Origin of the sequence: Cytobacillus gottheilii (assembly GCF_018582665.1) — a bacterium.
GTDB classification, from domain to species: domain Bacteria; phylum Bacillota; class Bacilli; order Bacillales; family Cytobacillaceae; genus Cytobacillus; species Cytobacillus gottheilii.
Map to the genome: position 1 here is coordinate 1 of NZ_CP071709.1, position 12500 is coordinate 12500.

At 41.0% G+C, this 12500-nt stretch carries 8 protein-coding genes and 1 rRNA gene (1 of these 9 running past the window's edge); all 9 read left to right on the forward strand.

The genetic code is table 11. The features are described from left to right. A complete protein-coding gene (dnaA, locus tag J1899_RS00005) occupies positions 1 to 1347 on the forward strand; it encodes a chromosomal replication initiator protein DnaA (protein WP_214476819.1) in 1347 nt (448 codons plus the stop codon). Positions 1348 to 1642: 295 nt separating this feature from the next. Then, positions 1643 to 2779 carry a DNA polymerase III subunit beta gene (gene dnaN, locus J1899_RS00010; protein WP_066441857.1) on the forward strand — a complete coding sequence of 379 codons (1137 nt, stop codon included), beginning with the start codon at positions 1643 to 1645 and terminating at the stop codon, positions 2777 to 2779. 273 nt (positions 2780 to 3052) lie between these two features. Continuing rightward, positions 3053 to 3265 carry a S4 domain-containing protein YaaA gene (yaaA, locus tag J1899_RS00015; protein ID WP_066441853.1) on the forward strand — a complete coding sequence of 71 codons (213 nt, stop codon included), beginning with the start codon at positions 3053 to 3055 and terminating at the stop codon, positions 3263 to 3265. 15 nt (positions 3266 to 3280) lie between these two features. Continuing rightward, positions 3281 to 4399, forward strand: a complete 1119-nt coding sequence (gene recF / locus J1899_RS00020; RefSeq protein ID WP_214476821.1) for a DNA replication/repair protein RecF — start codon at positions 3281 to 3283, stop codon at positions 4397 to 4399. Positions 4400 to 4408: 9 nt separating this feature from the next. Continuing rightward, positions 4409 to 4657 carry an extracellular matrix regulator RemB gene (gene remB / locus J1899_RS00025; protein WP_066441848.1) on the forward strand — a complete coding sequence of 83 codons (249 nt, stop codon included), beginning with the start codon at positions 4409 to 4411 and terminating at the stop codon, positions 4655 to 4657. Positions 4658 to 4739: 82 nt separating this feature from the next. Beyond that, positions 4740 to 6662, forward strand: coding sequence for a DNA topoisomerase (ATP-hydrolyzing) subunit B (gene gyrB / locus J1899_RS00030; RefSeq protein WP_066441846.1), 1923 nt, complete (start codon positions 4740 to 4742; stop codon positions 6660 to 6662). Positions 6663 to 6754: 92 nt separating this feature from the next. Beyond that, positions 6755 to 9310 (forward strand): DNA gyrase subunit A, encoded by a 2556-nt coding sequence (gyrA, locus tag J1899_RS00035; RefSeq protein ID WP_066441844.1) that lies wholly within the window; start codon positions 6755 to 6757, stop codon positions 9308 to 9310. Positions 9311 to 9402: 92 nt separating this feature from the next. Next, positions 9403 to 10494: an HD-GYP domain-containing protein gene (locus tag J1899_RS00040; protein WP_246586545.1), complete on the forward strand. Its 1092-nt coding sequence runs from the start codon at positions 9403 to 9405 to the stop codon at positions 10492 to 10494. A 525-nt stretch (positions 10495 to 11019) separates the two neighbouring features. Continuing rightward, positions 11020 to 12500: ribosomal RNA gene (locus J1899_RS00045) — 16S ribosomal RNA — on the forward strand (it continues 69 nt past the right edge of the window).

The window sequence follows — 12500 nt, forward strand, 5'->3', positions numbered from 1 at the left end:
TTGGAGAATATTGAGGATCTTTGGAATCAAGCGTTGTCTAATATTGAAAAGAAAATCAGCAAGCCAAGCTTTGATACATGGCTAAAGTCTACGAAAGCACATTCTCTTCAAGGAGACACGCTCGTTATAAAAGCTCCTAATGAATTTGCCCGTGATTGGCTGGAAGAGCGCTATTCCCAGTTAATATCCGGTATTTTATATGATTTGACTGGTGAGGAGCTGGGAGTTAAGTTTATCATCCCTCAAAATCAGAATGAAGAAGAGGATGATCTGCCAGTACCGGCCAAAAAAAGAATGACCGAAGACGAACAGCCAGAACCACTTTTTAATATGTTAAATACCAAAAATACATTTGATACATTTGTTATTGGGTCAGGAAATCGTTTTGCGCATGCAGCATCTCTTGCTGTGGCAGAAGCTCCTGCTAAAGCATATAATCCTTTATTTATTTACGGGGGCGTTGGGTTAGGTAAAACCCACTTAATGCATGCCATTGGCCATTATGTACTCGATCATAACCCGAAGGCAAAAGTCGTGTATCTATCTTCTGAAAAATTCACAAATGAGTTTATTAATTCAATTCGTGATAATAAAGCCATCGATTTTCGCAATAAATATCGAAAAGTAGATGTTTTGCTTATAGATGATATTCAGTTTCTTGCTGGAAAAGAATCGACTCAAGAGGAATTTTTCCATACTTTTAATACCTTACATGAAGAAAGTAAACAAATTGTCATCTCAAGTGACCGGCCTCCTAAGGAGATTCCAACACTGGAGGACAGGCTGCGTTCAAGATTTGAATGGGGTCTTATAACGGATATTACACCTCCTGATCTTGAAACAAGAATTGCTATTTTACGCAAAAAGGCTAAAGCAGAAGGGCTCGATATTCCTAACGAAGTCATGCTTTATATCGCCAATCAGATTGACTCCAATATTCGTGAACTTGAGGGTGCACTTATACGTGTTGTTGCTTATTCATCACTTATTAATAAAGACATTAATGCAGACTTAGCGGCAGAAGCATTAAAGGATATTATTCCAAGCTCAAAGCCAAAAGTTATAACTATACATGAAATCCAGCGAATTGTTGGAGAATATTTTAATGTGAAATTAGAAGACTTTGCTGCGAAAAAACGGACAAAGTCAGTGGCATTTCCACGCCAGATTGCCATGTATCTTTCTAGAGAGCTGACTGATTTTTCTCTGCCTAAAATTGGTGAAGAATTTGGAGGCCGCGATCATACGACCGTAATCCATGCTCATGAAAAAATTTCTAAAATGCTGCAGACAGATGCTCAATTTCAGAAGCAGCTTAAAGAAATTAATGACATGCTAAAAGTATAAATTGGCTCTCAGCCAAAGCAGCCATTTTTTCAATGCTTGCTGTTTATTCTGAGAACAGATTAGATTCTCTTCCTGGACTGCTTCCTTTCTTTTAAGCCAGAAAGAGTACAATAATTGTGCATAACTCTGCTTTCATTACTCACAGTCTGTCCACATGTGGATAGGCTGTATTTCCTTTCAAAAATGCAGTTATCCACATACTAACAGGCCCTACTAGTACTTCTAAAAAATCTTTTAAATAAATATATATATGCATTAGCTTGCTAAATATGCTTAAAAACGGAGGGAATCTCAAATGAAATTTATCATCCAGCGTGATCGTCTTGTTCAAAGTGTGCAAGATGTAATGAAAGCTGTCCCAAGCAGAACGACGATCCCCATTTTGACGGGAATTAAACTTGTAGCAAATGAAGAAGGAGTAGCATTAACAGGCAGTGATTCTGATATTTCCATTGAATCATTTATTCCAGCTCAGGAGAATGATCAGGAAGTCGTTGAAATTATTCAGCCTGGAGCTATTGTTCTTCAAGCAAAGTTCTTCAGTGAGATTGTTAAGAAATTACCGACAGATTTAGTAGAGATCCGCGTTGAAAATCATTTGCAGACAGTCATTCGTTCCGGTAATTCCGAATTTAACTTAAATGGGCTTGATGCAGAAGAATATCCTCATCTTCCACAAATTGAGGAAGAAAATATATTTAAAATACCGACAGACCTTTTAAAAGCAATGATCAGACAAACAGTCTTTGCAGTGTCCACCTCAGAAACACGCCCTATCTTGACAGGTGTAAACTGGAAGGTTGAAGATGGGGAATTAATCTGTATTGCAACAGATAGTCACAGGCTCGCTTTAAGAAAAGCAAGAATCGAAACCATTGCGGATGATTCTTATAATGTGGTGATTCCTGGTAAAAGTTTAAATGAATTGAGTAAAATTCTTGATGACCAAAATGAACCGGTGGAAATCGTCATTACAGAAAATCAGGTATTATTTAAAGCAGAGAACCTACTATTCTTCTCTAGATTGCTTGAAGGAAACTACCCTGATACTTCAAGACTGATTCCAACTGACAGCAAAACAGAAGTAGTCGTTCAAACGAAGGAGTTTTTACAGGCTATTGATCGTGCCTCCCTTCTGGCTAGAGAGGGAAGAAACAACGTTGTTAAATTTTCAATCATTGAAAATAATGTTGTGGAGATTTCCTCCAATACGCCTGAGATCGGAAACGTAGTAGAAGAAGTGCAGAGTTCATCTATTGAAGGAGAGGATCTAAAGATATCTTTTAGTGCTAAATTCATGATGGATGCTTTAAAAACATTAGAGGGTACGGATATTAATATTAGTTTCACTGGAGCAATGAGGCCGTTTATTATAAAACCGTTAAATGATGATTCAATCCTACAGCTGATCCTTCCTGTAAGAACATATTAAAATAAAGAGCCTTAAGCAGATTGGACTGCCGGTATCATTCCGGCAGTTTTATTTTTTCTTTCAGAAGAGATATGCGGGAGTGTAAAACATGCTTTTCGAATACAAAAGCGGGGGAAATTCTTTTCCAGCTATGAAGAATGGATTATTTGTTTAACTTTTTTTGTGTATCGAGCAATTATTTAGTACAATAAAATATTAGATGCATAATATGATCCTTGTTTATATATTGGGCAGATCATCCATTCAAGTCAGTTCATAAGAAAGAGTGAAAGTATGACGGAAATAAAAATTGATACAGAGTATATTACACTTGGCCAGTTTTTAAAAGCAGCAGACGTCATTCAAACAGGCGGGATGGCCAAATGGTTTCTAAGTGAATACGAAGTTTATATAAACGGAGAACAGGATCAGCGCCGCGGCAGAAAGCTTAGAGCCGGAGATGCCATTGAGATACCTGGTCATGGTTCGTTTGTTGTAACGGATTAATTAAGGATGTAGCCTATGTATATAGAGCAGCTGCAATTAAAAAACTATCGGAATTATGAGCAATTGGAATTAAGTTTTGAAAATAAAGTAAATGTCATTTTAGGGGAAAATGCACAGGGGAAAACCAATGTGATGGAGTCGATTTATGTTTTAGCCATGGCAAAATCACACCGAACCTCAAATGACAAAGATCTTATTCGCTGGGATCAAGAATATGCTAAAATAGAAGGTAGGATTCAGAAAAGCAGCGGTCCGCTTCCCATGCAGCTGGTGATTTCCAAAAAAGGAAAAAAAGCTAAATGCAACCATTTGGAACAGCAGAAATTGAGCCAATATGTCGGAAATATGAATGTAGTTATGTTCGCGCCAGAAGATCTCCATTTAGTAAAAGGGAGCCCTCAAGTAAGGCGTCGTTTTATTGACATGGAAATTGGACAAGTGTCACCAGTCTATTTGCATGCAGTGAGCCAATATCAAAAGGTGCTGCAGCAGCGGAATCATTATCTGAAATTACTGCAGACCCGGAAGCAGACAGATGAAACGATGCTAGAAATCTTAACAGAGCAGTTCATTGCTGCAGCTGTAAAGATCATCAAAAAACGGTATGAATTCCTCCACCTTCTGGAAAAATGGGCAATTCCTATTCATGAAGGCATTTCGAGAGGACTTGAAACACTGCAAATAAAGTACAAACCATCAGCAGACGTATCAGAACAGCAAGACTTGTCGAAAATGATAGAGGTATACGAAGAAAAATTCTTCCAAGTTAAAAAGCGAGAAATAGATCGTGGCATGACCATGTTTGGTCCCCACCGTGATGACCTGCTTTTTTTTGTAAATGATCGTGATGTTCAAACATTCGGATCACAAGGACAGCAGCGGACAACCGCTTTATCTGTCAAACTCGCTGAAATTGAACTTATACATGCTGAAATTGGGGAATATCCGATCCTCCTGCTTGATGATGTTTTATCAGAGCTGGATGACTATCGGCAGTCACATTTATTAAACACCATACAGGGGAAGGTACAAACCTTCGTTACTACAACAAGTGTAGATGGGATCGATCATCAGACATTGAAGGAAGCTGCAGCTTTTAATGTGGAAGCAGGGACGATAAAAATCATTCAATGAGGTGATAGTTTGTACATTCATGTTGGTGAAGATGTGTTAGTTCGTGCCAAGGATATTGTAGCCATAATTGATAAAGAAAGCTCGAGCTCTTCTCCGTACGCAGAAGAGTTTTTGCGCCGTTATGAGAGCGAAGCCGTTAATCTTTCGAAAAGCGGTTTTAAATCGGTTGTGATTACAACCGAAAAAGTATACTTTTCTCCGCTGTCATCCAGTACGTTAAAAAGGCGGTCAGGAAAAATGACTGTAGCGGAATTTTAATTCGATTGGCATTTGTCATTCTTAATATATAGATTTTAAAAAATGAAGTAAGTGATGGAAAGTGTAGGTGATCGATGTGTCAATGGAGCAAGAGGCCATGCAGCAGCAATCATATGATGAGAATCAGATACAAGTTCTCGAAGGTTTAGAGGCTGTAAGAAAACGACCAGGAATGTATATCGGCTCGACCAGTGCGAAGGGTCTTCACCATTTAGTCTGGGAAATAGTTGATAATAGTATTGACGAAGCATTAGCCGGCTTTTGTTCAGAGATAAACGTAATCATCGAAAGTGATAATAGTATAACTGTTATTGATAATGGACGGGGTATTCCTGTTGGTATACATGAAAAAATGGGACGTCCGGCTGTGGAGGTTATTTTAACCGTTCTTCACGCTGGGGGTAAATTTGGCGGCGGAGGATACAAAGTATCAGGCGGATTGCATGGTGTAGGTGCCTCTGTAGTAAATGCCTTATCAACGATGCTTGAAGTGCATGTTCACCGTGACGGCAAAATTCACTACCAAAAATTCCACCGTGGTGTTCCTGCTGAAGATTTAAAGATCATCGGTGAAACAGATCACACCGGTACTGTTATTCATTTTCAGCCTGATAGCGAGATCTTCCAGGAAACATTAGAGTACGATTATGAAACACTTGCAAACAGAATTCGAGAGCTTGCTTTCTTGAATAGAGGATTAAAAATCACGATTGAAGATAAGCGTGTTGAAAATAAAAAGAGTGAATACCTTTATGAGGGCGGAATTAAATCATATGTTGAGCATTTAAACCGTTCAAAAGAGGTATTGCATGAAGAACCGATTTATATTGAAGGTGAACGTGAAGGCATTGCTGTTGAAGTTTCCATGCAGTATAACGATAGCTATACAAGCAATATTTATTCGTTTGCCAACAATATTCACACATATGAGGGCGGAACGCATGAATCTGGCTTTAAAACAGCGCTGACTAGGGTCATTAATGACTATGCGCGTAAAAATGGTGTGTTTAAAGATAATGATGCCAATCTGTCTGGTGAAGATGTCCGTGAAGGACTTACAGCGATTGTATCCATTAAACATCCCGATCCGCAATTTGAAGGACAAACCAAAACAAAATTGGGGAATTCTGAGGCGCGTGCTGCGACAGATACCATCTTCTCTGAAACGCTAGAGAAATTTTTAATGGAAAACCCATCTGTTGCCCGTAAAATTGTTGAAAAAGGGCTAATGGCTGCCCGAGCCCGTTTAGCTGCTAAAAAAGCGAGAGAGCTTACAAGAAGAAAAAGTGCTCTTGAAGTATCCAGTCTGCCGGGGAAATTAGCGGATTGCTCTTCTAAGGATGCCGCTATTTCAGAATTGTATATCGTTGAGGGTGACTCTGCCGGCGGTTCAGCAAAGCAAGGCCGTGACCGTCACTTCCAGGCGATCCTTCCTCTGCGCGGAAAGATTTTAAATGTTGAAAAGGCAAGATTAGACCGTATTTTATCTAATAATGAAGTTCGTGCTATGATCACTGCTGCCGGAACAGGCATTGGCGAAGATTTTGATATTGCCAAGGCAAGATATCATAAGATCGTTATTATGACAGATGCCGACGTGGATGGAGCTCATATCCGCACACTGCTGTTAACATTCTTTTACCGCTATATGAGACAAATTCTCGAAGCTGGCTATATTTATATCGCACAGCCACCGCTTTATAAAATACAGCAAGGCAAGAAAATTGAATATGCCTACAATGATGCCCAGCTTGATGCGGTCATGAGCAGTTTGCCAAGCGCACCAAAGCCAAATGTACAGCGTTATAAAGGTCTTGGAGAGATGAATCCTGATCAGTTATGGGAAACAACGATGAATCCTGAGACACGCACATTGCTTCAAGTAAGTCTTGAGGATGCTATTGAGGCGGACGAAACGTTTGAAATTCTAATGGGTGATAAAGTAGAACCGCGCCGTAACTTCATTGAAGAAAACGCGCAATACGTTAAAAACTTAGATATATAAAAACGGGATAGAGAAATTCTATCCTGCTTTTACATAGCTGGCATATAAAACAATTAAGGGTCATAGGTCCTTAGTAAAGGGAGGTTCTTTAAATGGCTGAAACGCCAAGGTCCCAAATTAAAGAAAGAAATATTAGCGAGGAAATGCGTGAATCATTCCTTGGTTACGCGATGAGTGTTATCGTTTCGCGTGCATTGCCAGATGTCCGAGACGGGCTTAAACCTGTTCATCGAAGAATATTATATGCTATGCATGACCTCGGAATGCATTCGGACAAGCCTTATAAAAAATCCGCCCGTATTGTCGGGGATGTAATCGGTAAATATCACCCGCATGGTGACTCAGCTGTTTATGAGACAATGGTGCGGATGGCGCAGGACTTTAACTACCGCTATATGCTTGTTGATGGACATGGCAACTTTGGTTCAGTTGATGGCGATTCCGCTGCAGCGATGCGTTATACTGAGGCTCGCATGTCCAAGATTTCAATGGAGCTATTGCGCGATATCAATAAAGATACGATTGATTATCAGGACAACTATGATGGTGAGGAAAAAGAACCGGTTGTGCTTCCTGCCCGTTTTCCTAATCTATTAGTAAATGGTACATCAGGAATTGCCGTAGGGATGGCAACAAATATTCCGCCTCATCAGCTTGGAGAAGTGATTGATGGCGTTTTAGCGATCAGTAAGGATCCTGAGATTTCACTGCCTGAGTTAATGGAAATTATCCCAGGTCCGGATTTTCCAACTGCCGGTCTCATTTTAGGAAGAAGCGGAATCCGTAAAGCATATGAAACTGGCCGCGGATCCATCACACTTCGTGCAAAGGTAGAAATCGAAGAGAAATCAAACGGCAAAGAAGTAATTATTGTTAATGAAATTCCTTATCAAGTAAATAAAGCAAAACTTATCGAAAAAATTGCTGAACTTGTTCGAGATAAAAAGATTGATGGAATTACTGATTTACGAGATGAATCTGACCGTAACGGCATGCGGATTGTGATTGAAGTAAGAAGAGATGCCAATGCAAATGTCCTGTTGAATAATTTGTATAAGCAAACAGCTCTGCAGACAAGCTTCGGGATCAACTTGCTTGCACTTGTTGATGGCCAGCCGAAGGTGCTGAACCTTAAGCAGTGTCTTCAGTATTATTTGGATCATCAGCAAGTCGTCATTCGCCGCAGAACAGAATTCGAATTGCGAAAAGCAGAGGCAAGAGCACATATTTTAGAAGGTTTAAGAATTGCTCTTGATAATCTGGATGCAGTTATTAGCTTAATTCGCAGCTCACAAACGACAGATATTGCCCGCGAAGGCTTAATGAGAGAATTCAATCTTTCAGAAAAGCAAGCTCAAGCTATCTTAGATATGCGACTGCAGCGTTTAACAGGTTTAGAGCGTGAGAAAATCGAAGAAGAATACGCTAACCTGCTTGCTTTGATCGCTGAATTAAAAGCAATATTAGCTGATGAAGAAAAGGTTCTTGAAATCATCCGTGAAGAATTGCTTGAGATTAAAGATCGCTTTAATGATACACGCCGTACTGAAATTGTATCAGGCGGACTTGAAATGATTGAGGATGAAGACTTAATCCCTCGGGAAAATATTGTCTTAACGTTAACACATAAAGGCTATATTAAGCGTCTTCCTGTTTCTACTTATCGCGCACAAAAACGCGGAGGCAGAGGAATTCAGGGAATGGGTACAAATGAAGATGACTTTGTTGAACATCTCATTACAACCTCTACACATGATACGATTCTATTCTTCACAAACAAAGGAAAAGTATATCGTTCAAAAGGATATGAGATTCCTGAATATAACCGTACAGCTAAAGGAATTCCGATTATCAATCTCCTAGGCATTGAAAAGGATGAATGGATTAATGCCATTATTCCAGTGGAGGATTTTGTAGACGATTGGTTCTTATTCTTTACGACTAAACAGGGAATTTCAAAAAGATCACCGTTGTCTTCTTTTGCCCATATCCGAAATAATGGATTAATTGCATTGAATTTGCGTGAAGATGATGAGCTTATTTCTGTTAAACTTACGGATGGCACAAAAGAAATCATCATTGGTACAAGCAATGGAATGCTGATTCGCTTCCCTGAAGAGGATGTCCGCTCAATGGGCAGAACTGCGACGGGGGTAAAAGGGATTACACTTGGCAAAGATGACACCGTTGTTGGAATGGAAGTCCTGGAAGAAGATACAGAAATTCTAATTGTTACGAAAAAGGGTTACGGAAAACGCACACCGGCCGAGGATTACCGTGTTCAGGGCCGTGGCGGTAAAGGAATTAAGACATGCAATATTACGGAGAAAAACGGAAGCCTCGTATCGATGAAGGCAGTTACCGGTGAAGAAGATCTTATGCTTATTACAACTGGCGGAGTTCTCATCCGGATGGCTGTAGGTGATATTTCGACTATGGGCCGTAACACTCAAGGTGTTAGATTGATCCGTCTTGATGAAAATGTAGATGAGTCTGTATCAACAGTAGCTAAAGTTGAAAAGGACGAAGAAAAATCCGAAGATGAACTGACAAAACCATTAGAAAATAGTGATGATTATATTGAAGATCCTAATGTAGATTCTGCTGAAGATCCTACCGATGATGTCACGGATGATGGTGAAGAGTAATCTAAATGTTGAGAGGAACACAAAAATGTGTTCCTCTTTTTTATGGAAATAAAGTAAACTATTGTTATAACTAATTACCGAGGTGTATAGTGGTGCAAATTAAGATTGAAGATCTCCAAGAAGGCTGTATCTTAACCGAAGATGTGTTTAGTCTATCTAATCGGCCAATCATAAGTAAAAATTCAGTCGTTACAAGGGAAATTATGAATGTATTAGAGGCTTTCCTCATTAAAGAGGTAAATGTAGCCAGTACCCTCGTAAATGGGCTGCCATTCACTCCCCCATTAAATATAAGAGATGAGCTTGCAGCGTTAGAACATACAGATGATGAGAATAAGAACTTGTTTACTCTTTTTCTTCATGCAGCTCAGCAATATGAGAAGGAATTTAAGAGCTGGCAATCCGGTATGCCGGTAGAAATTCAAGCAATTAGGAATATTATGCTGCCACTTATAGAAAAGTTGGATGAAGCGACATCAGCAGATGTTTTTTCACTGTACCATTTGTCTACAGAGGAACATTATATTTATCAGCATGCAGTAGCTGTTGGAACAATTAGTGCATATATAGGCAAGAAACTAAACATGGAAAAAGGAAAAATCATTCAATTGGCTTTAGGTGGCTGTTTGTCAGATTGCGGAATGGCGAAGATTAAGCCCTCCATTTTAAATAAAAAGGGATCTCTCACAGCTGAGGAGTTTGATGAGATTAAAAGGCATTCGATTTATAGCTATAAGATGATACAAAATATCTCCTCTTTAAGTGATTTAACCAAGACTGGAATCATTCAGCATCATGAACGTTTGGATGGCAGCGGCTATCCGCTTGGGGACCGTGATCAGAAAGTGAATGAAGTTGCCAGAATTATTGCAGTTGCAGATGTATTTCATGCTATGACCTCGCAACGGCAATATAGGAGAAAACAATCTCCTTTTAAAGTATTAGAGTTACTTCTCGAGGATAGCTTTGGAAAATATGATATTTCGGCTATTCAAGCAGTTTCAGCAGGAATGATGAATTTTTCAGTTGGCAGTAAAGTTAAGCTATCAGATGGACAAGTAGCTCATGTGCTGTTTAATGAGGAAAAGTCTCCAACAAGACCACTCGTTAAGCTGGATGATTCAGGAGAAATTATTCACTTGGAGCGTCATCGTCAGATATATATAGAGGAAGTTTTATCATAAACCGCCATAGGCGGTTTTTTTTACGGAAATAGCACCAATTGGGATTTGCGTTTATAGCTCACCAATAAAATCATTCGACTGACTATCTATTAATTTCTCTGATGCTGCCGTTCTTAGACTAACCCTCTAGGTCTTTCCCTTATCTTTTACAGCAGTTATGGAACAAACTTAAAAAGATTAAATATAATAGGGAAGATCAGCCCCAAAAGGCTTAACTTAGAGGTTTTGCTGGTTAGAATAATCACAACAATGTTTTATAAAAAAAATATAAAAAACCCCTTGCTATATAGGTTTTATGCTGATATAATAATTCAAGTCAGCAAGAAAGACGCATTAAAAAAACGAATTTAAAAAACTTGTTGACATTGAAATGCATACATGATATATTAATAAAGTCGCTTCTGAGCGGCGGAGTTAATAAAATTGCTCTTTGAAAACTGAACGAACAATAAAACGTCAACGTTTAAAAAAAAGATTCTTCGGAATCAACAATGTACATTATGTACACAAGAGCTAATCAACTCTTTCTTGGAGAGTTTGATCCTGGCTCAGGACGAACGCTGGCGGCGTGCCTAATACATGCAAGTCGAGCGGACAGATGGGAGCTTGCTCCCTGAAGTCAGCGGCGGACGGGTGAGTAACACGTGGGCAACCTGCCTGTAAGACTGGGATAACTTCGGGAAACCGGAGCTAATACCGGATAATGCTTTTGGACTCATGTTCTTAAGCTGAAAGATGGTTTCGGCTATCACTTACAGATGGGCCCGCGGCGCATTAGCTAGTTGGTGAGGTAACGGCTCACCAAGGCAACGATGCGTAGCCGACCTGAGAGGGTGATCGGCCACACTGGGACTGAGACACGGCCCAGACTCCTACGGGAGGCAGCAGTAGGGAATCTTCCGCAATGGACGAAAGTCTGACGGAGCAACGCCGCGTGAGTGATGAAGGTTTTCGGATCGTAAAACTCTGTTGTTAGGGAAGAACAAGTACCGGAGTAACTGCCGGTACCTTGACGGTACCTAACCAGAAAGCCACGGCTAACTACGTGCCAGCAGCCGCGGTAATACGTAGGTGGCAAGCGTTGTCCGGAATTATTGGGCGTAAAGCGCGCGCAGGCGGTCCTTTAAGTCTGATGTGAAAGCCCACGGCTCAACCGTGGAGGGTCATTGGAAACTGGGGGACTTGAGTGCAGAAGAGGAGAGTGGAATTCCACGTGTAGCGGTGAAATGCGTAGAGATGTGGAGGAACACCAGTGGCGAAGGCGACTCTCTGGTCTGTAACTGACGCTGAGGCGCGAAAGCGTGGGGAGCGAACAGGATTAGATACCCTGGTAGTCCACGCCGTAAACGATGAGTGCTAAGTGTTAGAGGGTTTCCGCCCTTTAGTGCTGCAGCAAACGCATTAAGCACTCCGCCTGGGGAGTACGGCCGCAAGGCTGAAACTCAAAGGAATTGACGGGGGCCCGCACAAGCGGTGGAGCATGTGGTTTAATTCGAAGCAACGCGAAGAACCTTACCAGGTCTTGACATCCTCTGACACTCCTAGAGATAGGACGTTCCCCTTCGGGGGACAGAGTGACAGGTGGTGCATGGTTGTCGTCAGCTCGTGTCGTGAGATGTTGGGTTAAGTCCCGCAACGAGCGCAACCCTTGATCTTAGTTGCCAGCATTCAGTTGGGCACTCTAAGGTGACTGCCGGTGACAAACCGGAGGAAGGTGGGGATGACGTCAAATCATCATGCCCCTTATGACCTGGGCTACACACGTGCTACAATGGATGGTACAAAGGGCTGCAAGACCGCGAGGTTTAGCCAATCCCATAAAACCATTCTCAGTTCGGATTGCAGGCTGCAACTCGCCTGCATGAAGCCGGAATCGCTAGTAATCGCGGATCAGCATGCCGCGGTGAATACGTTCCCGGGCCTTGTACACACCGCCCGTCACACCACGAGAGTTTGTAACACCCGAAGTCGGTGGGGTAACCTTTTGGAGCCAGCCGCCTAAGGTG

Coding starts and splice junctions, on each gene's coding strand:
- dnaN (WP_066441857.1), top strand. CDS start 1,643: ATGAAATTTATCATCCAGCGTGATCGTCTTGTTCAAAGTGTGCAAGAT.
- gyrA (WP_066441844.1), top strand. CDS start 6,755: ATGGCTGAAACGCCAAGGTCCCAAATTAAAGAAAGAAATATTAGCGAG.
- gyrB (WP_066441846.1), top strand. CDS start 4,740: ATGGAGCAAGAGGCCATGCAGCAGCAATCATATGATGAGAATCAGATA.
- yaaA (WP_066441853.1), top strand. CDS start 3,053: ATGACGGAAATAAAAATTGATACAGAGTATATTACACTTGGCCAGTTT.
- recF (WP_214476821.1), top strand. CDS start 3,281: ATGTATATAGAGCAGCTGCAATTAAAAAACTATCGGAATTATGAGCAA.